We start from the raw sequence: 20,722 nt of genomic DNA, 5'->3' as shown, positions 1-20,722 counted from the left end.
GAACCTCTTCGAGTCTTCGGGGCGACGAGTGGGGCAGCGCGGCGCGGGTGGCTCAGACCTGCACGAGGACGCGCGGGTCGAGCGGCGCGAGCGGCGTGCCGTCGAAGGACATGATGTCGGTGCCCTCGGGCAGGTCGAGGTCGCTCAGCGAGGAGAGCGTCCCGCGCAGCGCGGTGGCCGCGGCGACGAGCGGCGACACGAGGTGCGTGCGCCCGCCCTTGCCCTGGCGGCCCTCGAAGTTGCGGTTCGACGTCGACGCGGCGCGCTCCCCCGGCTGGAGCTGGTCGGGGTTCATGCCGAGACACATCGAGCAGCCCGCGTTGCGCCACTCGGCGCCGAAGTCGAGGAAGATCTTGTCGAGGCCCTCGGCCTCGGCCTGGAGACGCACGCGCGCGGAGGCCGGGACCACGAGGACGCGCACGCCGTCGGCCTTCTGCTTGCCCTGCACGACCTTGGCGACGGAGCGCAGGTCCTCGATGCGGCCGTTGGTGCACGACCCGATGAACACGGTGTCCACGGACACCTCGCGCAGCGGCTGGCCGGGCGTGAGGCCCATGTACTCGATCGCGCGCTCGGCGGCGACGCGCTCGTTCTCGTCCGCGATCTCCTCGGGGACGGGCACGGTCGCGGAGATCGGCAGGCCCTGGCCCGGGTTGGTGCCCCAGGTGACGAAGGGCTCGAGGTCGGACGCGCGGAGCGTGACCTCGGTGTCGAAGACGGCGTCGTCGTCGGAGCGCAGCGTGCGCCAGTACTCGACGGCCGCGTCCCAGTCCGCGCCCTCGGGCGCGTGCGGGCGGCCCTTGAGGTACTCGAACGTGGTGTCGTCCGGGGCGATCATGCCGGCGCGGGCGCCCGCCTCGATCGACATGTTGCAGATCGTCATCCGCGCCTCCATCGAGAGCTTGCGGATGGCCTCGCCGCGGTACTCCAGGACGTAGCCCTGACCGCCGCCGGTGCCGATCTTGGCGATGATCGCGAGGATGATGTCCTTGCTCGTCGCGCCCGGGGGCAGCTCGCCGTCGACGTTGATCGCCATGGTCTTGAACGGCGCGAGCGGCAGCGTCTGCGTGGCGAGGACGTGCTCGACCTCGGACGTGCCGATGCCGAACGCGAGCGCACCGAACGCGCCGTGCGTCGAGGTGTGCGAGTCGCCGCAGACGACCGTCAGGCCCGGCATGGTGAGGCCGAGCTGCGGCCCCACCTGGTGCACGATGCCCTGGTCGGCGTCGCCGAGCGAGTGGATGCGGACGCCGAACTCACGCGCGTTGTTGCGCAGCGTGTCGATCTGCGTGCGGCTCGTGAGGTCCGCGATCGGCAGGTCGATGTCCAGCGTCGGGGTGTTGTGGTCCTCGGTCGCGATCGTGAGGTCGGGACGGCGCACCGGGCGGCCCGCGAGGCGCAGACCCTCGAACGCCTGAGGGCTGGTGACCTCGTGCACGAGGTGGAGGTCGATGTAGAGGAGGTCGGGCGACCCGTCGGTGCCTCGTCGCACCAGGTGCGCGTCCCAGACCTTCTCCGCCAGCGTGCCGGCCATGTAGCTCATCTCCTCGTCGTCTGTCACGGTGCTCCTGGGGGGTATGGAGAACCGCCTGGGTCGATCGTCCGCCGTCCGGCAGCCTGCCGGGGAGAACGTCCAGCGGGTGGAACATCCGTGCCGGACTTGCATCTCAGTGCGTGAGACGTCAATATCGACCTATGGACAATACTAGCGGAGTCGGAGTGCTGGACAAGGCGGCCTCCGTCCTGGGCGCCCTGGAGTCCGGACCGGCCACCCTCGCCCAGCTCGTCACGGCCACCGGCCTGGCCCGCCCGACGGCGCACCGCCTCGCGGTCGCGCTCGAGCACCACCGCATGGTCGCCCGCGACATGCAGGGTCGTTTCGTCCTCGGCCCGCGGCTCAACGAGCTCGCGACGGCCGCCGGCGAGGACCGCCTGCTCGCCGCCGCGAACCCCGTGCTCACCGCGCTGCGCGACCACACGGGCGAGAGCGCCCAGCTCTACCGCCGCCAGGGCGACCACCGCATCTGCGTCGCGGCCGCCGAGCGCCCGGTGGGCCTGCGCGACTCGATCCCGGTCGGCGCGACGCTCACCATGAACGCGGGCTCCGCGGCGCAGATCCTGCTCGCGTGGGAGGAGCCCGACCGCCTCCACCGCGGACTGCGCGAGGCGGTCTTCACGGCCACGATCCTCTCCGGCGTCCGACGCCGCGGGTGGGCCCAGTCCGTCTCCGAGCGCGAGCTCGGGGTCGCGTCGGTCTCCGCGCCCGTCCGTGGGCCGTCCGGCCGCGTCGTCGCCGCGGTCTCCATCTCCGGCCCGGTCGAGCGCCTGAGCCGACAGCCCGGCCGCCTGCACTCCGGGTCGGTCGTGGCCGCCGCCAACCGTCTCACCGAGGTGCTGCGCCGCGCCGGCGAGTAGCAGGGACGCGCCGAACCCGGGGATGTGGCGGGGCTCGGCCGCCGAGCCCGGCGACAGCCCCGGGTTCGGCACGTCAGGTTCGGCGTGCCGCGGGCCGCAAACGGGACGTGCCCTGTCAAAATGTCACCGGCTGCTGCCATGCTGTGCGTGCCCCGGCGCCGGACGGCCCGGTGGCGGCAGGGGGCGCACCTGACCGTCCGATCCCGCGACACGAGGAGTCCCGATGCATCCGAAGGTGAAGATGACCCTGATCTGGGTCCTGGTGATCTTCGCCGTCTATGCCGTCATCAGGAGCCCCGACCGCGCCGCCGACATCGTCGAGGGCATCTGGGACGTCATCGTCGGCGCCTTCAGCTCCATCGGGCAGTTCTTCAACTCGCTCCTGGACTGACCGTGGCCCGCGGCCGTCCCCGCAGCAAGATCCTCGACCGCTACGTGCTGAGCGGCGAGCGGGTCGTGGTGGCCACGCGCCACCACTGGGGGATGCTGCTCGAGCCCGTCGTGACCGCCGTCGCGGGGGCGTTCGTCGTCGCCTGGCTCGTCGTGCAGGCCGGCCCCGCCGTCGGGGACGGCGTGCTCTTCCTCTGGTGGCTGTGGCTGATCCTCGCCGGGCGCCTGGTCTGGAAGGTCTTCGAGTGGCGTAACGAGTGGTTCGTCGCCACCGACAAGCGCCTGCTCCTGCTGTACGGGCTCATCACGCACAAGGTCGCGATGATGCCGCTCACCAAGGTCACGGACATGAACTACGGGCGGTCGCCCGTCGGGCGCGTGTTCGGCTACGGGCAGTTCCTCCTGGAGTCCGCCGGGCAGGACCAGGCGCTGCGCCAGATCGACTGGGTCTCCCACCCCGACGCGACGTACCGGCTCCTGTGCGACACGCTCTTCACGCCGGGCAGCCGCCCCGGCACGGCACCGTCGAGCGGCGCCGGCCAGGTCCAGGGCGGCCCCCAGGGCGCCGCCCCCGCGACGATCCCGCCGCCAGGCCCGCGCCCTCCCCAGCCGGCCGAGCCGGCACCGGTCGAGCCCGCGCCCGCGTGGGACGGCCGCAGCCCGGCCGAGACCCTGCCGCCCGTCCCCGCACCGCCCCCCGCCGACCAGCGGGTCGTCGTGGTCCCCGGGCGCGCGGCCGGCGAGTCGAGCGGGCCGACGCAGCCCATCCCGGTCGCGGGACCGCCGGAGGCGGCACAGGGCGCCGCGGGACGCAGGGAGAGGCGGCTCGGCGGCGAGCACCCCGCGGAGCCTCACGACGACGAGCCCGGCTGGGCCATCTCCGGGGAGCACCGGGCGACCTACGTGCCGGTCATCCACCCGCGCCCCACTTCGACGCCGATCCCGAAGCCCTACGAGCCCGGCCCGGGTCGCGACGGAGCGCCCTGACGGCACCTCGACGAGCTCACGAACGCGGACTGACGCGTCCGTCGTGCCAGCACGGGGATCGACCCTCCACACCGCGGGGCCGCGACCTTCGCCACACCGGGGCGCACCCGCACCACGACACGTCGCGTCGCGCGCCGCTGAAGCCCCTGCGCACATGAGCTGAAGCCTCTGCGCACATGACAAAGGCCCGGTCACCGTGATGGTGACCGGGCCCTTCTCTGTACCCCCAACGGGATTTGAACCCGTGTTACCGCCGTGAGAGGGCGACGTCCTAGGCCGCTAGACGATGGGGGCCTGTGGATCTTCGGACCGTTTCCGGTCCGTTTCTCCGTCGAGAACTCTACCTCATGTTTCGAGCGGGTTTGACCACTCGATCTGAGCCGGAACTCTTCGCTGGGGTACCAGGACTCGAACCTAGACTAAGTGAACCAGAATCACTCGTGCTGCCAATTACACCATACCCCAAGGGGGTAACCAGCCACTGTCGGGGAGCCGTCGCGACGAGTCGAGACTCGTCCCCTGGCTCCCTCCCGTGGAGGTCCCACCGGCCGAGAACATTACCGGACAGGACGACGCGGACCAAATGCGGCCCGAACTGCCGGGTCGGGCGCGCGGAGGTGCGCCTCCGGGTCGACGCGCCCCGCCGCCGTCTGGCACCGTCGAGGCATGAGCTCAGGAGACTCCCCCGACCCCGGCTCGCGCGCCGACCGCGCCGCGTCGTTCGAGCAGGGCGCCGCCCAGTACGCATCCACGCGCCCCTCGTACCCGGACGCGGCGGTCGACTGGCTCCTGCCCGACGGCGCGCGCCGCGTCCTCGACCTCGCCGCGGGCACGGGCAAGCTCACCGAGCGGCTCGTCGCTCGCGGGCTGGACGTCGTCGCCGTCGAGCCCTCGGACGCGATGCGCGCGCGCCTCGCGGAGTCCGTCCCGGGCGCGCAGGCCCTGCCCGGCTCGGCCGAGGCGATCCCGCTCCCCGACGCGAGCGTCGACGCCGTGCTCGTCGCCCAGGCGTGGCACTGGTTCTCGCCCGCCGCCCAGCCGGAGATCGCGCGCGTGCTGCGCCCCGGCGGACGGCTCGGCATCGTGTGGAACGTCCGGGACAACGCGGTCGACTGGGTCGGCCGGTTCACGGAGGTCATCCACCGGGGCGACACCCTCGAGCACAGCTACCGCGAGCCCGTGCTCGCCGAGCAGCTCTTCACCCCGCCCGAGCACCGCACGGTGCCCTGGGCCGACCGCGTCCCGACGTCGTCGCTCCGCCCGCTCGCCGCGTCGCGCAGCTACCTCCTGACACTTCCCGACGCACGCCGGGAGGAGTTGCTCCGCGAGATCGACGACCTCGTCGCGACACACTCGGCGCTCGCGGGGCGCACCGAGGTGGACCTGCCGTACCTCGCCGAGTGCTGGCGGGCCGACGTGCTCACGACGGCGTCGGACGACGCGTGAGCGCCCGCACCGACCGCTCCCCCGACGCCGTCACCGGCGCCGACGTCCGGACGGCGACCCGCTGGCTCGCGGACCACCTGGTGCGGCACCCGGTCGTCGCGTTCGACGCGCAGGCCGGCCCCGTCCGGTGGTCGTGCTGGACGACGGCGGAGCACGTCGTGGACGACCTGCTCGCCTACGCCCTGCAGCTCGCCGCGCTCCCCCGCCTGGCGTACGTCCCGCTCGTCGGGCCGCGGGGGGAGGACGAGATCGCGCACGTCGACCGCGCCGCGGGGACGGCGGGCCTGTGCGAGGCGCTGCTCGGCAGCGGCGAGCTGCTCGCGACCCTCGCCGAGACCCGGCCGGGAGACGCACGCGCCTACCACCCCTACGGGACCTCCGACGCCGCCGGCTTCGCGGCGATGGGCGTCGTCGAGGTCCTCGTGCACGGCCACGACGTCCTGCTCGGGCTCGCGGACGAGCCCGTGCCGTTCCCCGCGGGCCTCGCGCGGCGGGCGCTCGCCCGGCTCTTCCCGGACGTCGAGCCCGGACCGGACGACGACCCGGACCTCCTGCTCCTCTGGGCGACCGGGCGCGGCGAGCTGCCCGGCCGACGGCAGCGCACGCGCTGGCGCTGGGACGCGTCGGTGCGCTGAGGCCCCCTGGGGGGCCGTCAGCCCGACGAGGCGGCCGCCGCGGCCGCGATCCGACGTGCGCCCGAGGAGAGCGCGGCGCCGTCCTTCCACACCATGCGCAGGCGTCGGTCGAGCTCGAGCCCCGGGACGGCGACCCGGACCAGGGAGCCGCGCGCGACGTCGTCGGCGACGGCGAGGCTCGACAGGACCGCGACGGCACCGCCGTGCTGCACGGCGGTCTTGAGGGCCGCCGTCGACCCGAGGTAGGGCAGGTGGTCGGGCAGGCGCTCGCCGACCGCCGCGAGGCCGCGCTCGAGGGTCTCGCGCGTCCCGGAGCCGCGCTCGCGCACGACCAGCCCGCCCGCGAGCAGCTCGTCGACCCGCAGCGCGCTCCGCCGTGCCCACCGGTGCGCCGGCCCCACGACCACGACGAGCCGGTCGTGCGCGACGGTGCGGCTGCGCAGCCCGCGGCGCAACGTCGCGCTCTCGACGAAGCCCAGCTCCACGGCGGCGTCGAGGACGAGGTCGGTCACCTCGCGCGAGTTGCGGACGACGAGCTCGACGTCCGGCGCTCCCCCGCCCGGGCCGGACCCCTCGAGCGCCAGGCGCGCGAGCCAGCGTGGCGCGAGGTACTCGGCGACCGTGAGGCTCGCCGCGACGCGCACCCGGGCCGCGGGAGCGTCGCGGAGCGCGGCGACGGACGTCTCGAAACGGTCCGACGCCTCGATCACCTCGCGTGCCCACGCCGCCGTGGCGCGCCCCGTCTCCGTGAGGCGGGAGCCGCGCGTCGTGCGCTCGAGGAGCTCCAGCCCGAGGCGGCGCTCCAGCGCCCGCAGGCCCGCCGACGCCGTCGGCTGCGCGACCCCGAGCGCCCGGGCCGCGGCGCTGATCGAGCCGTGCGAGTCGGTCGCGACGAGCAGCTCGAGCGCGGAGAGCGAGGTCCGGTCGCGAGAGGTCTGGGCCATAGGCCCACTCTATGGGTTTCGAGGCAGCTCGGGCTTCCGCGGCGTCGCCGCGCGCAGCAGGCTCGTGAGCATGGCCCCTTCCGCACCTCCCACGACCCGCGCCCCACGACCCGTCGCGGCGGCGAGCACGACCCGCCGCAGCGCGGGCTCCCTGGCGCTGCTGCCCGGCCTCGGGCTGGTCGGCGCGTCGACGGTCGTCGTGCTGCTCGGGGCGCGGCTCGTCCCGACGGTGTCCCCGCTCGTCGTCGCCCTCGTGCTCGGCGCGCTCGTCGCGCCGGTGCTGGGCCGGGCGGGCAGGACCCGGCGCGGGACGGTCGCGGTCGCGGCGACCCGACCCGGGGTCGCGTGGACGTCCCGCGTCGTCCTGCGCACGGGCGTCGTGCTGCTCGGGTTCCAGCTCTCGGTCCCCGAGGTCCTCGCGCTGGGCTGGCGCGGGCTCGTCGTCGTCGCGACCACCCTCCTCGTCACCTTCACCGGCACGCTCGCGCTCGGTCGCGTGCTCGGGGTGCCGCGCATCACGACGCTGCTCGTCGCGACCGGGTTCTCGGTGTGCGGGGCCGCAGCGATCTCGGCCATGCAGGGCGTCGTCGTCGGTCCCGGGCGCACCCCCGGGCAGGTCCGCGAGGACGACGACGGCGTGGCCGCGTCGCTCGCGCTCGTGACCGTCTACGGCACGCTCGCGATCGTCGCGCTGCCGTGGCTCGCCGCGCCGGTCGGCCTCGGCGACGAGCAGGCCGGGCTGTGGATCGGTGCGAGCGTGCAGGAGGTCGCGCAGGTCGTCACGGCCGCCGGGACCATCTCCGACCCCGCCCTGGCGACAGCCACCGTCGCCAAGCTCGCGCGCGTCGCCCTCCTCGCCCCGCTCGTCGCCGTGGCAGGCGTCGTCGTCGCCCGCGGCGCGCGGCGCGCCGCCCTCGCCCGGGTCGGCTCCGCCGGTGCGGACCGCCTCGGCGCCGCCGGCACGGCCACGAACCCGACGGCGGACACCGCCACGCCGCGGGTCGCGCCGGTGCCGTGGTTCGTCGTCGGGTTCGTGGCGGCGGTGGCGCTGCGCAGCCTGGGCGTCGTGCCGGCGCCTCTGCTCGCCGCGCTCGCGACCGCGACGACGGTCGCGTTCGTGGCCGCGATGTTCGCCCTCGGGCTGGGCGTGGACGTCCCGTACCTGCTGCGCACGGGGCGGCGCGCGCTCGTCCTCGGCGGGCTGTCGGCGCTCCTCGTCACGACGACGGCGCTCGTCGGGGTGCTGCTCCTCACCTGACCCGTCTCCGCCGAGACAGAGGCCCGGTCAGCCGAGGTAGAGGCCTGGTCATGACCACACCTCTACCTCGGCGGACCAGGGCTCTACCTCGGCGTGGGGGCCTCGGCCGAGGCCGTTACTCCGAGGGTCGCGGGCAGGTCGGCCAGGGCGTGGACCACGTGCACGCCCGACGCGCGGGCCGACATCGGGTCCTCCGGGTGCGGGCCGCCGCGGCGCGTGCCGGGGCGGTCGAGCCAGACGCCGACGAGGCCGGCCGCGCGCGCGGCGCGCGCGTCGACGTCGAGCTCGTCACCGACGTACGCCGTGCGGGCCGGGTCGGTGCCGAGCCGCGCGCACGCCTCGGCGAACACGCGCGGGTCCGGCTTGCCGAAGCCGAGCGTGTCCACGCCGACGAGCAGCGGGACGTCGGGCAGGCCCGCCGCGGCGAGCTTGCGGGTCTGGAGCTCGACGCGCGCGTTCGTCAGGGAGCCGACGCGGACCCCCGCCGCGACGAGCGTGTCCACGACCGGACGCGCGTCCTCGAACCCTGTCCACGACGCCTCGAACGTGCCCCAGAAGAGCTCCTTCCAGTCCACGTACGCGGCGTCGTCGAGCAGCTCGCCGCCGAACGTCGCCTGGAGCTCGTTGGCGCGCGCCATGCGCTGCGCGTCGAAGTCCACCTCGCCGCGCGTGTACGCGCGGTAGTGGCCGTTCGGGTCCGAGCGCCACAGCGCGAGGACCTCGTCGTACCGGTCCTCGGGCAGGTGCGGGAGCCACACGCGCGACGCGGCGGCGATCGCCTCCGCGAACGCGGCGCGCGTGTCGACGAGCGTGTCGTCGACGTCGAACAGGACGCCCTCGAGCGGCGCGGGGGTCGCCGAGACGCCGAGGTCCGTCACAGCGCGTCCCGCAGGCGCACGAGGCGCTCCAGGGTCGAGCCCTTGCCGAGCAGCTCCATGGACTCGAACAGCGGCGGGGAGACGCGGCGGCCCGTGAGCGCGACGCGCAGCGGCGTGAACGCGAAGCGCGGCTTGACGCCCATGCCCTCGACGATCGCGTCGCGCAGGCGCTCCTCGATGGCCGCCGTGACGAACTCGCCGTCCTGCAGCACGTCGAGCGCGGTGATCGCGGCGGCGAGGATGTCCTTCGCGTCGTCGCGCAGGGCGCCGCGTGCGTCGTCCTCGACCGTCAGCGCGTCGTCGGCCGTGAAGAGGAAGCCGAGCATCCCGACCGACTCGCCGAGCAGCACCATGCGCTCCTGCACGAGCGGCGCGGCCGCCGTGAGGATCTCCTGGTTGCGCGGCGACAGGTCCGCGAACGAGTCCGCCGGGACGAGGCCGCCCGCGTGCAGGTACGGCACCAGGCGGTTGCGGAAGTCCTCGGGGGCGAGCAGGCGCACGTGCGTGGCGTTGATCGCCTCAGCCTTCTTGAGGTCGAAGCGCGCGGGGTTGGGCAGCACGTCGTGGACGTCGAACGCCTCGACCAGCTCGGTGACGGTGAAGATGTCGTGGTCCGGCGAGATGGACCAGCCGAGCAGCGCGAGGTAGTTGAGCAGGCCCTCGGGCGTGAAGCCGCGCTCCCGGTGCAGGAACAGGTTGGACTCGGGGTCGCGCTTGGAGAGCTTCTTGTTGCCCTCGCCCATGACGTACGGGAGGTGGCCGAACTCCGGCATCACCTCGGCCACGCCGATCTCGAGCAGCGCCCGGTACAGCGCGATCTGGCGCGGCGTGGAGGACAGCAGGTCCTCGCCGCGCAGCACGTGCGTGATGCCCATGAGCGCGTCGTCGACCGGGTTGACGAGCGTGTAGAGCGGCTGGCCGTTGCCGCGCACGAGCGCGTAGTCCGGGACCGAGCCCACCTTGAACGTGATCTCGCCGCGGACGAGGTCGGTGAACGTGATGTCCTCGTCGGGCATGCGCAGGCGCAGCACGGGCTCGCGGCCCTCGGCGCGGAACGCGGCCTTCTGCTCGTCCGTGAGGGTGCGGTCGAAGTTGTCGTACCCCTTGGTCTTGACGCCCGCGGCGGCGTTGCGTGCGTCGGACTCCTCGGGGGTCGAGAACGACTCGTAGACGTACCCGCCCTCGACCAGCCGCGCGATGACGTCCTGGTAGATGTCCGCGCGCTGCGACTGCCGGTACGGCTCGTGCGGGCCGCCGACCTCGACGCCCTCGTCCCAGTCGAGCCCGAGCCAGCGCAGCGCGTCGAGGAGCTGCTGGTAGCTCTCCTCGCTGTCGCGCGCGGCGTCGGTGTCCTCGATGCGGAACACGAACGTGCCGCCGGTGTGCCGCGCGTACGCCCAGTTGAACAGCGCGGTGCGGATGAGCCCGACGTGCGGCGTCCCGGTCGGGGACGGGCAGAAACGGACGCGGACGGGCGAGGAGCCAGGTGCGGGGATCACGGCTCCCAGCCTAGTTGCCCGGCGCCGTCCGTCGCCCGGGCGTCCGGCGTGGCCCCGGTCGTCGTCTCAGTCGCGCGTGGCCGGGTCCGCAGCGGGCGCGGGCAGCGGGACGGTGTCGCGGACGGTTCGACCGGTCACGCAACGTTCGAAGTCGTGGAGCCAGTCGCGGAAGTCGTCGACGGTGTAGTCGCCGGTCATCCCGGGTGGGAGTGGCTCGGCACCGGCGAGGCGGTCGAGAGCTTCTTGGATGCACTCGTCGTATCGGTGCGAGTCCTGGGCGAGGTACTCCCACGCCCAGTCGCTCACCTCGTCGCGGGAGCGCGACTGGTCCACGAGCCCGCGCAGAGCGGCCCGCGTCTCCTCCCGTGTCGGATAGTCGCGTGCCACACCGTCCTTGCCGGAAGTCCCCATCAGACGAATACCTGTTCGTCGCCCGACGGGTGCCAGACGACGATCCGATTGCCCCTCTCGACGCGAAACCGGCGAGCACCGACCGACTCCAGGAGCGCTCGGAGATCTTTCTCGTCGAGCTCAAGTCTTGCCGTGTCGACCAGGGCTAGTGCGCTTCCCACCGAGGTGTTGTGCAGGACGACGACGTCGCGTTCGCCGTCGGGATCGTCGTCGAACCGCACGTACAGGTCCTCGAGACCCGGCTCGACGCGCGTCACGTCGACGGAGGCGACGCCGGGGATCGCGAGGACGTCGTCGGCCGTGAGGAGCAGCGTCGCTGCCGGATGTCCACCCGGTCCGCCGCCGGCTCCCGGCGTTCGTTCGCTGCCGCCAGGGCGAGCGACGGGGTTGCTCCGCGACCGAGTACGCACGAACACGAAGAGGCCGCCGATCGCGGCGCCGACGAGGGCGCAGACCGGGACGCTGACGATCGCGAGGACGATCCCGTACGACAAGGCCTCCCCGGTGGGGACGCCCCCGGCGAGCACGGCGAGGACCACGAGCACGACGACGACCGCGCACGGAAGGACCGCGCCCCAGCCGGCTCCTCGCGCGACGGCCCGACCCGGGGCGGGTCGCATGCTCAGACCCGCCGGACGACCGGGTTGCTCAGGACGCCGATCCCCTCGACCTCGCACTCGACGCGGTCGCCCGCGTCGACCAGGCCGACGCCCGCGGGCGTGCCGGTGAGGATGACGTCGCCCGGCAGGAGGGTCATCGCCTCGGAGATGTACGACACCAGGAACGGGATGTCGAAGATCATGTCGCTCGTGCGGCCGTCCTGCTTCACCTCGCCGTTGACGCGGCTGCGGACGCCGACGTCCTCGGGGTTCAGGTCGGTGTCGATCCACGGGCCCAGCGGGCACGACGAGTCGAAGCCCTTGGCACGCGCCCACTGCCCGTCGGTGCGCTGCGCGTCGCGCGCGGTGACGTCGTTCGCGACCGTGCACCCGAGCACGTAGCCGGGTGCGGCCTCGGGCGAGACGTCCTTGGCGAGCCGGCCGATGACGATCGCGAGCTCCGCCTCGTAGGAGACCTCCTGCGAGAAGTCGGGCAGGACGATCGGGTCGTCCGGGCCGACGACCGAGGTGTTCGGCTTGAGGAAGAGCAGCGGGCTCGTCGGGACGTCGTTGCCCATCTCCTTCGCGTGGTCGGCGTAGTTGCGGCCGACCGCCACGATCTTCGAGCGCGGGATCACCGGCGCGAGGAGCCGGACGCCGTCGCCCAGCTCGATGCGCTCGCCCGTCGGCGTGACGGGCATGTAGAGCGGGTCGCCCGTGAGGACCGCGAGGTACGTGCGGTCCCCCTCCTGCTGGACGAGGGCGTAGCGGGGGTCGTCTCCGGTGGTGAATCTCGCGATGCGCACGGGCTCAGGCTATCCGGCCTGCGCCCGCGCGACCGCGCGACCGTGCCCGTACGGGCTCACGCGCGGGCGAGGACCTCGCCGTTGAGGACCGCGAACCAGCCCGCGGGCTCCTCGGCCCAGCGCAGCCAGTCCTGCGCGAGCTGCTCGAGCGCGACGTCGTCCGCGAGCGCCGACTCCTTCGCCTGCACGGCGAAGTTCGAGGCGACGCAGCGCTCGGCCCAGAGGCCGCCCCACCACGTGCGGTCGGCGGGGGTCGCGTAGCACCACGTGCTCGCCGTGGGCGCGATGCCGTCGAGGTCGAACCCGGCGTCCTGGACCCAGGAGAAGAGGCGGCGCCCGGCGTCGGCCTCGAACCCGTACGCGTGCGTGACCTCGTGGTAGAGCGTGTTCCACTCGGTGAGGCCCGGGGACTCGGGGTACCAGGTCATGGCGGCGTAGTCGGCGTCGCGCACGGCGACGAGCCCGCCGGGCTTCGCGACCCGCTTCATCTCGCGCAGCGCGCCGACCGGGTCGGACAGGTGCTGCAGGAGCTGGTGCGCGTAGACGACGTCGAACGTGCCGTCCGCGAACGGCAGCTCGTACGCGTTCGCGTGCTGGAACGTGATGTTCGCGGTGCCGCGCTGGGCGGCGAGCTCGCGCGCGCTGTCCAGGACGGCCTCGGACGCGTCGACCCCGACGACCCGCCCCCCGGCCACGCGGTCGGCGAGGTCGACGGTGACCGTCGCCGGGCCGCAGCCCACGTCGAGGACGCTCATGCCCGCGCGCAGGTGCGGCAGGAGGAAGCCGGCCGAGTTCTCCGCGGTGCGCCACCGGTGGGAGCGCAGCACGGACTCGTGGTGGCCGTGCGTGTACGACTCGGACTCCTGCGCCGGGTCGCTGCCGGCCCCGGTGGGGGCGTCGGCGTGGTGGTCGGCGGCCGCGTCGGCGCCGTGGGGGGTGTGCGTCATACCCGCACCGTAGGCCGGACGTGCATCGTTCTCGACCCCGTTCTCACACTCTGGGCGCGCGGTCCGCGCGGGCATCGCACCGTCGACCGCTCCGGCGTGGCGGCCGGGTGGGAGCGCGCCCGCGCACGGACAATCCCCCCATGACGGCCGCGACCGGCACGACACCCTCCCCGGGCGACCCCGCGCGCTCCCCCGGCTTCGCGCGGCGGCACGTCACCCTCCTGCTCGGCGGGCCGGGGCGCGTCACGGGGGTCGACGTCGCGCGCGGGATCGCCGTCCTCGGCATGTTCACCGCGCACGTCGGGTACACGTCCGAGGACTTCGGGGAGGTCTCCGGCTGGCTCTCGCTGTCCCACGGGCGGTCGTCGATCCTCTTCGCGCTCGTGGCGGGGGTGTCGCTCGCGATCGTCTCCGGCGGGCGGACGCCCCTCGACGGGCTGCCCGCGCTCCAGACCCGCACGCGCATCCTCGTGCGCGCCGTGATGCTCCTCGGGCTCGTGGGCCTGCTGGACCTGCTGGGCACGCGCGTCCTGCTCATCCTCGGTTTCTACGCCGCGTACTTCGTGCTCGCCCTGCCGTTCCTGCGCTGGCGCCGCCGCGACCTGCTCGCGCTCGCGGGCGCGGTCGCGGTGGTCGGGCCGGTGCTCGCGTACTGGCTCCCCGAGGTGCTCGCGCGCGCCGGGCTGCACCTGCCCGACGACGGCTCGGGCGCCTTCACGGACTTCCTCGTGTCCGGGCACTACCCCGCCGTCGTGTGGATGGCGTACGTGCTGGTTGGGATCGCGATCGGGCGCTCCGACCTGTCCTCGACCGCCACGCGCGTCGGGCTCGTGGGCGGCGGGCTGCTCGCCCTGGGCATCGGGTACGGGCTCTCGGCGACGATGACCGGGCCCCTCGGCGGGGCCCAGGCCGTCGAGGACGCCGCCGCGGCGTGGTCGAGCAGCTTCCGGCCCGAGCCGCTGGACTGGTCCGACCCGTGGCCGACCAGCGCGTACCTGTGGCTCGCCGGACCGCACACCGACACCCTGCCGGAGGTGGTGGGGTCGGGCGGGTTCGCCGTCGCGGTGCTGGGGTCGTGCCTCTTCGCGGGCCGGCTCGGGCGCTGGGTCCTGGCGCCCGTCGCCGCCGTCGGCGCGATGGCCCTCACGGTGTACACGGCGCAGATCGTCGTGGTGTGGGCGTGGGGTGACGCGGCGTTCGAGCAGACGACGAACGGCCCCCTCCTCGCGCTCGTCCTCGCGACGCTCGCGGTCGCGACCCTGTGGCGTTGGGCGCTGGGGCGCGGGCCGCTCGAGCGGCTCTTCGCCGCGGTCGCGGCGCGCGCGTCCGCGGTCACGGCCGCCCGTGGCCCGTCGTAGGGTCGCCGCATGACGACTGCGAACGACGGAACCGCACCCCGCCCCGCCCTGCGCCGACTCGGCCGGTCCGGACTCGCCGTGTCCGCCGTCGGGCTGGGGTGCAACAACTTCGGCCGCCCCCGCACGGTGACGGAGACGCTCGAGGGGACGCGCGCCGTCGTCGACGCCGCGCTCGACGCGGGGGTGACGTTCTTCGACACGGCCGACACCTACGGGGGTCGCCCCGGGCTGAGCGAGGAGCTGCTCGGCCAGGCGCTCGGGTCGCGTCGCGACGACGTCGTGGTCGCGACGAAGTTCGGCATGTCGATGCACGGGGCCGCGGGCGAGGACTTCGGCGCCCGCGGGTCGCGGCGCTACGTCGTGCGTGCCGTCGAGGACTCCCTGCGCCGCCTCGGCACGGACCGCATCGACCTCTACCAGTTCCACACCCCCGACCCGCGGACGCCGATCGAGGAGACGCTCGCCGCGCTCGACGACCTCGTGCGCGCGGGCAAGGTGCTCTACGTCGGACACTCCAACCGGGCGGGCTGGCAGGTCGCCGAGGCCGAGTTCACCGCCCGCGCCGCCGGGACCGTGCGCTTCGTGTCGGCGCAGAACCAGTACAACCTCGTCGACCGCGCGGCCGAGCTCGAGGTGCTGCCCGCGGCGGCCGCGTACGGGCTCGGGGTGCTCCCCTACTTCCCGCTCGCGAACGGCCTCCTCACGGGCAAGTACGCGCACGGCGCGCGGCCCGACGACGGTCGCCTCGTCACGTCGAAGCCGCACCTCCTGGAGTCGGCGCCGTGGGAGGCGCTCGCGCGCCTCGGCGCGTTCTGCCAGGTGCGCGGGATCACCGAGGTGCAGGTCGCGTTCGGGTGGCTGCTGTCGCGCCCGCAGGTGTCGAGCGTCATCGCCGGCGCGACGAAGCCCGAGCAGGTGCGGCAGAACGCCGCGGCCGGGGCCTGGACCCCGACGGCCGAGGACCTGGCCGAGCTCGACGAGATCTTCCCGCCGCTCGGGAAGGTCGCACCCTTCTGACGCGCCGCCGCGGTCAGCCGGCCGATCGTGTGGTCCGTCGTCGACCGGCGGCCTACCGTGGAGGCATGGCCTCGTGGGAGGACGTCGAGCGGATCGTCTCGGCGCTGCCGGACACGGACCTCAAGGGTCCCCGGCAGTGGACCGTGCACGGCAAGCTCTTCGTCTGGGAGCGGCCGCTGCGGGCGAAGGACCTCGACGAGCTCGGCGAGACGGCGCCCGTCGAACCGCCCGTCGCGTTCCGCGTCGCCGACGAGGGCGAGAAGGCGGCGCTGGTCGGTGACGACCCGGACGTCTTCCTCACGACGAGCCACTTCGACGGGTACCCGATCGTCCTCGCCCGGCTCGACCTCGTCGCCGTCCCGGAGCTGGAGGAGCTGCTCCAGGACGCGTGGCTCGCACGCGCCCCGAAGCGGCTCGCGCAGGAGTACCTCGACCGCACGGAGTGACGCACGGCGCACCACCCTGCGCGCGGGTCACCAGGAGAACACGGCCACCGCGTAGTTCGCCCAGGTCGGTTCGAGCCCGACGGCGACGTCCGCGGGGTCGTACACGTTGTACACGAGGTCCCACTCGGCGCTCGTCCCCCGGGCGATGGTGTCCGGGTCGTCGAGCAGCACGTCGGGGGCATAGTCGAAGACCCTGCGGGCGACGAGCCCGCCCGACACGGGCTGCAGGTCGAGCCCGCCCGGGTCGACCTCCTGACCGGTACCGTTCGTGACCCGCACGCGGAGGCGGACCGCGTGCGGGTGGTCGTCCTCGCGCACGGAGGCGTCCTCGGTCGGCGTGTACGGCTGGGGCGCCGAGACCGAGACGACGAGGCCGTCCGTGTAGCGCACGGACTCCCCGTACCAGACCCGGTCCGAGGCGGCCCCGATCTCGGGACCCTCGTCGTAGCCGCCGCCGAACGGATAACCGCGCAGCGAGCTGCCGGCACCGTAGCCCGGACCGCCGCCCGTCATCACGTCGACCGTCACCCACGCCGTGAGCACCACGGTGCCGGTGAGGAGCGCGACGAGCGCGCGCGTCGCGCCGGCCACGCCACGCGTGCCCCGCCGCCACACGACCGCACCCACCGCGACCACCGCGGCGCCCGCGACCGCGTAGAGGCCGCCGACGTGCGCCCAGCCGCGCCGAGCCGTCACCGTCTCGGTGGCGAGCACGGCGACGACGAGGAGGACGCCGAGCGTCGCGGCCACGAGCGCGGCCGTCGCCCACGACCACCGCCCACGGGGCCGCGCCCTGGCGGCCGGGACGGTCTCACCCTCGCCGCGCGGTGTGGGCGGCGTCCCGGGAGCCTCGGGGTCCGGCGCGCGGCCGCCCTCGGCGGGGTCCCGCTCGGTGCCGGGCGCCGTGCCCCAGGCGGGCTCGCGCGCGCTCGCCCCGGGCGAGGTCGCGGGGTCCTTCACGCTCGGTCTCCGTCCTGTGCAGCCGTCGTCAGTACGCGCTCGCCTGCGTCACCTCGAACGTGGCCGTCTTCATGGCCTCGAGGTTCTCGGCGTCGATGAAGTCGAAGATCTCCACGGTCTCCGAGGCGCCCGGCTCCAGCGTCTCGGAGTACGCCCAGTCGCTCTCGATCACGGTGCCGTCAGCGGCGACCGCGTCCACGTCGATGTCGAACGTGAGGGGCTCGTCGGACGTGTTGGTGAACGTGACCGGCAGCGAGGACTCGACCCAGCCGAGCTCGTCGGCCGTACCCTCGAAGGTCCCGAACTCCACGCCGAGGTCGTTCGCGAGGATGTCGTCCGTCGCCTCGCCGAACGCGCGGTCGGACTCCTCCTGGACCTCCGAGAGCGTCTGCTCGTACTGCGTCGAGGCCTCGTTCGCCGCGACGACGAAGACCACCCACATGAGGATCGTCGCCAGGACGGACAGCACGCCGAGCACGATCGCCGTGATCGAGAAGCCCTTGCCGGAGCGACCCTGCTTCACCTGGGACAGCCCGACGAACCCGAGCACGACACCGGTGATGCCGAGAAGCGCCGCGAAGATGTTGACGAACGGGATCCAGCTCCCGAGGAAGCCGAGGATCGCCAGGACGAAGCCGACGATCGCGATCGTGCTCGTCGCCGGGGCGGGCGCGGTGTACGCCGAGTAGCCGTTGCCGTACGGGCTGCCGTACGGCTGCTGCGCCGGGTCGCCGTAGGGCTGGCCGTACGCCTGCTGCGCGGGGTCCGGGTACGGCTGCGGGTACGGCTGCTGCGCAGGGTCGCCGGAGGGCTGGCCGTACCCGGCCTGCTGGCCGTATCCCTGCTGCTGGTCCGTGCCGTACACGGGCGCCTGGCCGGCGCCGTAGGGTGCCTGACCCGCGCCGTAGGGAGCCTGCTCCGGCGCCGCGCCGTAGCCCGGGGCCGCGTACGCGTCGTTCGCCGACCCGTACGGCTGCGTCGGCGCCTCGCCCTGCGGCGCCCAGGCGTCGTGCGACGGCGCCTGCTGCGCCGGGTCCGCGCCGTGCGGCCGGTAGGGGTCGAACTGGTACGGGTCCTGCGGTGCCGTGGGCGGCTGCGACATGGTGCTCCTCCGCGGCGTCGCCGCGAGATCGGTCCAAACGGGTCGGGTGCCGGGGCGACGAGGTCGCTCCGGGCGGGCGTGCCGGGCCTTCACAGCACGTTCACGAGCATTCTTCCCGCTCGCGCCCACATCGGGAAAATGCCGCCCGGGTGAAACCCGTCCCGTCGGCCCGGCCACGGTGCTCTCGTACCCTGGGACCGTGCCCTCGACCGCCACCCCGGCCTCCCCGACGACCGCCGTCGTCGGCACCGTCGTGCTCCCGGCCGAGGAGTGGACCTCGCGCGAGCACGCCCACGCCGAGCGGGCGGACGCGTTCACCGCGGGGTGGCGGGAGCGCAAGCCGCGCGGCGAGAAGCACGCGATCGAGGACTTCCTCTTCACCTACTACCCCACGCGCCCGGCGCAGCTCCGCCGCTGGCACCCGGGCCCCGGCGTCGTGCTCGCCCCGCCGGAGGGCCGCGTGCCCGCCCCCGAGACCGCACCTCGGCCCGACGACGAGCCCGCCGACCCGTACACGGCGCGCGGCGCGTGGCGGTGGTACCGCGAGACCCCCGCGGGACTGACGCTCGACGCCGGCGCGTTCCTCGCCGACCGCGGCGACACGGTGCGCTACCTGCGCGCCCTGCTCGCCGCCACGGCGTCGCGGCCCGGCCGGTTCGGGTGCTTCGGGCTGCACGAGTGGGCGATGGTCTACCGCGACCGGGCCACCGGCCGCGACCACCGGCACCCGCTCCCCCTGCGCCTGGGGCACGACGGCACCGACCGCGTCGTCGAGTCCCACCCGGTGCAGTGCTCGCACTTCGACGCGTTCCGCTTCTTCACCCCCGAGGCCGGCCCGCTCAACCGCCTGCGGCCGACGCGCGAGAACCAGCCCGCCCTGGAGCAGCCCGGCTGCCTGCACGCGACCATGGATCTCTACAAGTGGGCGCTCAAGCTCACGCCCGCCGTCCCGGGCGACCTCGTGCTCGACTGCTTCGAGCTCGCGCGCGACGTCCGCGTCGTCGACATGCAGGCGTCGCCCTACGACGTGTCGTCGTACGGGCTCGACCCCGTCGCGATCGAGACGCCCGAGGGCAAGGCGGAGTACGTGCGCCACCAGCGCGCGTTCGCGGAGCGCGGCGCGGCGCTGCGCGCGCGGCTGCTCGCCGTGTGCGACGCGCTCGTCGGCAGCGAGCCGGACGCGCGCGAGGTCAGTGCGACAGCATCCCGCTGACGAGGCAGCGCCAGGTCACGGGCCCGACGACGCCGTCGACGACGACCTCCGGGAAGCCCGCGTGCAGCGCGTCCTGGAAGCCGCGCACCCAGGCCTCGGTGCGGGGGCCGAACTGCCCGTCGATGGCGAGCACCGGCTCCGGTCCGCCGGACAGGTCGCGCGCGACGGCCTCGCGCTGCACCGCGCGCACGGCCTCGCCGACGCTCCCCCGGCGCGCCACCACGACGAGCGCGGCCCACGTCGCCGGGCCCACGACGCCGTCGACGTCGAGGCCGGCCACGTCCTGGAAGGCGCGGACGGCGCCCTCGGTGCGCGGTCCGAGCAGCCCGTCGACGGCGATCTCGTGCCCGCGGTGGCGCAGCAGGTGCTGGAGCGTCTGGACCGGGTGCCCGTTGGCGCCGCGTCGCACGCGCGGCCAGGTCGGCAGTGTCGTCAGGACGGTCGTCATCGTCGTTCCCTCCGTCGTCGCGGGACCGGCGGGCTCTCCCGCCGTCGGGGTCCCGCGCCCCCGTCCGGAGGGAGGGCCGACGTGCGCTCCCTGATGCGCGGGCCCGGCGTGCGAGGATCGCGCGCATGAGTCGCGTCCCGCTCGCCGCCGTCCCGACCGGCCCGGTCGTCGTGCCCGACGCCGTCCGCGCGCTCGCCGGCGACGACGTCACCACGCCCGTGTGGCGCAACGAGCTCGGAGGGCTGACGTTCCGGCTCGACGGCGCCGACGGGACCCGGTTCGCCAAGTGGGTGCCCGCGGGCACGCCCGAGATCGACCTCTCGGGCGAGGCCGCACGCCTCGCCTGGGTCGGCGACCGCGCCCCGGTCCCGCACGTCCTCGCCCAGGGTTCCGACGACGACGGCGCCTGGCTCGTCACGCGCGCCGTCCCGGGACGGTCGGCGGTCGAGCCGCGCTGGGTCGCCGACCCGGCGACCGCCGCCCGCGCGATCGGGCGAGGGCTGCGCGCGCTGCACGACGCGCTGCCCGTCGGGTCGTGCCCGTTCACCTGGGCGGTCGAGGATCGCGTGTCGAACGCGGACCCGCGCCTCGCCCGCGGCGACGGCCCGGACGGGTGGTTCCCCGAGCACCGCGGCCTGGGCGTCGCCGAGGCGAAGTCCCGGCTCGACGACCCGCCCGCCGTCGACCGGCTCGTGGTGTGCCACGGCGACGCGTGCGTGCCCAACACCCTCCTGCACGACGATGGCAAGTTCGCCGCGCACGTCGACCTCGGCTCGCTCGGGGTCGCGGACCGCTGGGCCGACCTCGCCGTCGCGGCGTGGAGCACCGAGTGGAACTACGGCCCCGGGTACGAGGGCCACGTCTACGCGGGCTACGGCGTCGACCCGGACCCGGAACGCATCGCCTACTACCGCCTGCTCTGGGACCTCTCCTGACGCCCCGACCTGCTGAGTGCAGGAGTTG

The 20,722-nt window shown here is 74.4% G+C and carries 22 protein-coding genes and 2 tRNA genes; 11 read left to right on the top strand and 13 right to left on the bottom strand.

Going from position 1 to position 20,722, the window contains the following annotated elements; genetic code table 11:
- Positions 1 to 52: 52 nt before the first annotated feature.
- Positions 53 to 1,534 carry a 3-isopropylmalate dehydratase large subunit gene (gene leuC, locus A0J59_RS20000; RefSeq protein WP_064317254.1) on the bottom strand — a complete coding sequence of 494 codons (1,482 nt, stop codon included), beginning with the start codon at positions 1,532 to 1,534 and terminating at the stop codon, positions 53 to 55.
- Positions 1,535 to 1,695: 161 nt separating this feature from the next.
- Here leuC and A0J59_RS19995 point away from each other — a divergent pair, with 161 nt between their 5' ends.
- The 3 genes from A0J59_RS19995 to A0J59_RS22160 all read left to right on the top strand — a co-directional run bounded on the left by A0J59_RS19995 (position 1,696) and on the right by A0J59_RS22160 (position 3,792).
- The gene (locus A0J59_RS19995; RefSeq protein ID WP_024840729.1) at positions 1,696 to 2,415 is read left to right on the top strand and encodes an IclR family transcriptional regulator; all 720 of its coding nucleotides are present in this window, start codon (positions 1,696 to 1,698) and stop codon (positions 2,413 to 2,415) included.
- 223 nt (positions 2,416 to 2,638) lie between these two features.
- A complete protein-coding gene (locus A0J59_RS21905; RefSeq protein WP_168731655.1) occupies positions 2,639 to 2,806 on the top strand; it encodes a hypothetical protein in 168 nt (55 codons plus the stop codon).
- Positions 2,807 to 2,808: 2 nt separating this feature from the next.
- Positions 2,809 to 3,792: a PH domain-containing protein gene (locus A0J59_RS22160; RefSeq protein WP_052877560.1), complete on the top strand. Its 984-nt coding sequence runs from the start codon at positions 2,809 to 2,811 to the stop codon at positions 3,790 to 3,792.
- A gap of 221 nt (positions 3,793 to 4,013) precedes the next feature.
- Here the strand turns inward: A0J59_RS22160 and A0J59_RS19985 are convergent.
- Together A0J59_RS19985 and A0J59_RS19980 are read right to left on the bottom strand one after the other, a co-directional pair.
- A tRNA-Glu gene (locus tag A0J59_RS19985) sits at positions 4,014 to 4,086 on the bottom strand.
- A 99-nt stretch (positions 4,087 to 4,185) separates the two neighbouring features.
- A tRNA-Gln gene (locus tag A0J59_RS19980) sits at positions 4,186 to 4,257 on the bottom strand.
- A 201-nt stretch (positions 4,258 to 4,458) separates the two neighbouring features.
- Here A0J59_RS19980 and A0J59_RS19975 point away from each other — a divergent pair.
- Positions 4,459 to 5,238 (top strand): class I SAM-dependent methyltransferase, encoded by a 780-nt coding sequence (locus A0J59_RS19975; RefSeq protein ID WP_047232559.1) that lies wholly within the window; start codon positions 4,459 to 4,461, stop codon positions 5,236 to 5,238.
- Positions 5,235 to 5,873: a hypothetical protein gene (locus A0J59_RS19970; protein ID WP_047232558.1), complete on the top strand. Its 639-nt coding sequence runs from the start codon at positions 5,235 to 5,237 to the stop codon at positions 5,871 to 5,873. Before A0J59_RS19975 ends, A0J59_RS19970 begins: the two co-directional genes overlap by 4 nt.
- Positions 5,874 to 5,890: 17 nt before the next feature.
- On the opposite strand, the gene A0J59_RS19965 is transcribed toward A0J59_RS19970, so the two are convergent.
- Positions 5,891 to 6,817, bottom strand: coding sequence for a LysR family transcriptional regulator (locus A0J59_RS19965; protein WP_047232557.1), 927 nt, complete (start codon positions 6,815 to 6,817; stop codon positions 5,891 to 5,893).
- 70 nt (positions 6,818 to 6,887) lie between these two features.
- On the opposite strand from A0J59_RS19965, the gene A0J59_RS19960 reads away from it, so the two are divergent.
- A complete protein-coding gene (locus tag A0J59_RS19960) occupies positions 6,888 to 8,075 on the top strand; it encodes a YeiH family protein (RefSeq protein WP_082919213.1) in 1,188 nt (395 codons plus the stop codon).
- An 83-nt stretch (positions 8,076 to 8,158) separates the two neighbouring features.
- Here the strand turns inward: A0J59_RS19960 and A0J59_RS19955 are convergent, their stop codons facing one another.
- The 6 genes from A0J59_RS19955 to A0J59_RS19930 form a co-directional block, all read right to left on the bottom strand.
- Positions 8,159 to 8,953 carry an HAD family hydrolase gene (locus A0J59_RS19955; RefSeq protein WP_064317236.1) on the bottom strand — a complete coding sequence of 265 codons (795 nt, stop codon included), beginning with the start codon at positions 8,951 to 8,953 and terminating at the stop codon, positions 8,159 to 8,161.
- Entirely contained in the window at positions 8,950 to 10,452 is a 1,503-nt protein-coding gene (gene gltX / locus A0J59_RS19950; protein WP_172820094.1) for a glutamate--tRNA ligase, read from the bottom strand. Before gltX ends, A0J59_RS19955 begins: the two co-directional genes overlap by 4 nt.
- 66 nt (positions 10,453 to 10,518) lie before the next feature.
- Positions 10,519 to 10,839, bottom strand: coding sequence for a hypothetical protein (locus tag A0J59_RS19945; protein ID WP_156186349.1), 321 nt, complete (start codon positions 10,837 to 10,839; stop codon positions 10,519 to 10,521).
- A 23-nt stretch (positions 10,840 to 10,862) separates the two neighbouring features.
- Positions 10,863 to 11,402, bottom strand: a complete 540-nt coding sequence (locus A0J59_RS19940) for a hypothetical protein (RefSeq protein WP_156186348.1) — start codon at positions 11,400 to 11,402, stop codon at positions 10,863 to 10,865.
- A gap of 83 nt (positions 11,403 to 11,485) precedes the next feature.
- Positions 11,486 to 12,268: a fumarylacetoacetate hydrolase family protein gene (locus A0J59_RS19935; RefSeq protein WP_047232552.1), complete on the bottom strand. Its 783-nt coding sequence runs from the start codon at positions 12,266 to 12,268 to the stop codon at positions 11,486 to 11,488.
- Positions 12,269 to 12,324: 56 nt separating this feature from the next.
- Positions 12,325 to 13,215: a methyltransferase domain-containing protein gene (locus tag A0J59_RS19930; protein WP_082141153.1), complete on the bottom strand. Its 891-nt coding sequence runs from the start codon at positions 13,213 to 13,215 to the stop codon at positions 12,325 to 12,327.
- A 140-nt stretch (positions 13,216 to 13,355) separates the two neighbouring features.
- On the opposite strand from A0J59_RS19930, the gene A0J59_RS19925 reads away from it, so the two are divergent.
- The 3 genes from A0J59_RS19925 (at position 13,356) to A0J59_RS19915 (ending at position 16,036) form a co-directional block, all read left to right on the top strand.
- Complete coding sequence (locus tag A0J59_RS19925; protein ID WP_047232551.1) at positions 13,356 to 14,573, top strand: heparan-alpha-glucosaminide N-acetyltransferase domain-containing protein; 1,218 nt, start codon at positions 13,356 to 13,358, stop codon at positions 14,571 to 14,573.
- 9 nt (positions 14,574 to 14,582) lie between these two features.
- Positions 14,583 to 15,590 carry an aldo/keto reductase gene (locus A0J59_RS19920; protein ID WP_047232550.1) on the top strand — a complete coding sequence of 336 codons (1,008 nt, stop codon included), beginning with the start codon at positions 14,583 to 14,585 and terminating at the stop codon, positions 15,588 to 15,590.
- A gap of 65 nt (positions 15,591 to 15,655) precedes the next feature.
- A complete protein-coding gene (locus A0J59_RS19915; protein ID WP_064317234.1) occupies positions 15,656 to 16,036 on the top strand; it encodes an MmcQ/YjbR family DNA-binding protein in 381 nt (126 codons plus the stop codon).
- Between the two features lie 27 nt (positions 16,037 to 16,063).
- On the opposite strand, the gene A0J59_RS19910 is transcribed toward A0J59_RS19915, so the two are convergent.
- On the bottom strand, positions 16,064 to 16,996 hold the full coding sequence (locus A0J59_RS19910; RefSeq protein ID WP_047232548.1) for a hypothetical protein: 933 nt from the start codon (positions 16,994 to 16,996) through the stop codon (positions 16,064 to 16,066).
- Positions 16,997 to 17,024: 28 nt separating this feature from the next.
- A complete protein-coding gene (locus A0J59_RS19905) occupies positions 17,025 to 18,098 on the bottom strand; it encodes a DUF4190 domain-containing protein (protein ID WP_052877558.1) in 1,074 nt (357 codons plus the stop codon).
- A 199-nt stretch (positions 18,099 to 18,297) separates the two neighbouring features.
- Between A0J59_RS19905 and A0J59_RS19900 the strand changes: the two genes are divergently transcribed.
- On the top strand, positions 18,298 to 19,311 hold the full coding sequence (locus A0J59_RS19900; RefSeq protein ID WP_369799801.1) for a 3-methyladenine DNA glycosylase: 1,014 nt from the start codon (positions 18,298 to 18,300) through the stop codon (positions 19,309 to 19,311).
- Here A0J59_RS19900 and A0J59_RS19895 read toward each other — a convergent pair.
- Positions 19,289 to 19,759, bottom strand: coding sequence for a peptidoglycan-binding protein (locus A0J59_RS19895; protein WP_047232547.1), 471 nt, complete (start codon positions 19,757 to 19,759; stop codon positions 19,289 to 19,291). The genes A0J59_RS19900 and A0J59_RS19895 overlap by 23 nt on opposite strands.
- 125 nt (positions 19,760 to 19,884) lie before the next feature.
- On the opposite strand from A0J59_RS19895, the gene A0J59_RS19890 reads away from it, so the two are divergent.
- Positions 19,885 to 20,694, top strand: a complete 810-nt coding sequence (locus A0J59_RS19890; RefSeq protein WP_064317233.1) for an aminoglycoside 3'-phosphotransferase — start codon at positions 19,885 to 19,887, stop codon at positions 20,692 to 20,694.
- Positions 20,695 to 20,722 lie beyond the last annotated feature (28 nt).

This window comes from Cellulosimicrobium sp. I38E (genome assembly GCF_001647255.1).
In the GTDB taxonomy this organism is placed as follows: Bacteria; Actinomycetota; Actinomycetes; order Actinomycetales; family Cellulomonadaceae; genus Cellulosimicrobium; species Cellulosimicrobium cellulans_E.
This window is presented reverse-complemented; position numbering and strand designations above follow the sequence as displayed.

Excerpts from the sequence above, each read along its gene's own strand:
- A0J59_RS19895 (WP_047232547.1), bottom strand. The coding sequence starts at position 19,759 with ATGACGACCGTCCTGACGACACTGCCGACCTGGCCGCGCGTGCGACGC.
- A0J59_RS19905 (WP_052877558.1), bottom strand. The coding sequence starts at position 18,098 with ATGTCGCAGCCGCCCACGGCACCGCAGGACCCGTACCAGTTCGACCCC.
- A0J59_RS19915 (WP_064317234.1), top strand. The coding sequence starts at position 15,656 with ATGGCCTCGTGGGAGGACGTCGAGCGGATCGTCTCGGCGCTGCCGGAC.
- A0J59_RS21905 (WP_168731655.1), top strand. The coding sequence starts at position 2,639 with ATGCATCCGAAGGTGAAGATGACCCTGATCTGGGTCCTGGTGATCTTC.
- A0J59_RS19960 (WP_082919213.1), top strand. The coding sequence starts at position 6,888 with ATGGCCCCTTCCGCACCTCCCACGACCCGCGCCCCACGACCCGTCGCG.
- A0J59_RS19890 (WP_064317233.1), top strand. The coding sequence starts at position 19,885 with ATGAGTCGCGTCCCGCTCGCCGCCGTCCCGACCGGCCCGGTCGTCGTG.
- A0J59_RS19975 (WP_047232559.1), top strand. The coding sequence starts at position 4,459 with ATGAGCTCAGGAGACTCCCCCGACCCCGGCTCGCGCGCCGACCGCGCC.
- A0J59_RS19920 (WP_047232550.1), top strand. The coding sequence starts at position 14,583 with ATGACGACTGCGAACGACGGAACCGCACCCCGCCCCGCCCTGCGCCGA.
- A0J59_RS19995 (WP_024840729.1), top strand. The coding sequence starts at position 1,696 with ATGGACAATACTAGCGGAGTCGGAGTGCTGGACAAGGCGGCCTCCGTC.
- A0J59_RS19930 (WP_082141153.1), bottom strand. The coding sequence starts at position 13,215 with ATGACGCACACCCCCCACGGCGCCGACGCGGCCGCCGACCACCACGCC.
- A0J59_RS19925 (WP_047232551.1), top strand. The coding sequence starts at position 13,356 with ATGACGGCCGCGACCGGCACGACACCCTCCCCGGGCGACCCCGCGCGC.
- A0J59_RS19965 (WP_047232557.1), bottom strand. The coding sequence starts at position 6,817 with ATGGCCCAGACCTCTCGCGACCGGACCTCGCTCTCCGCGCTCGAGCTG.
- leuC (WP_064317254.1), bottom strand. The coding sequence starts at position 1,534 with ATGGCCGGCACGCTGGCGGAGAAGGTCTGGGACGCGCACCTGGTGCGA.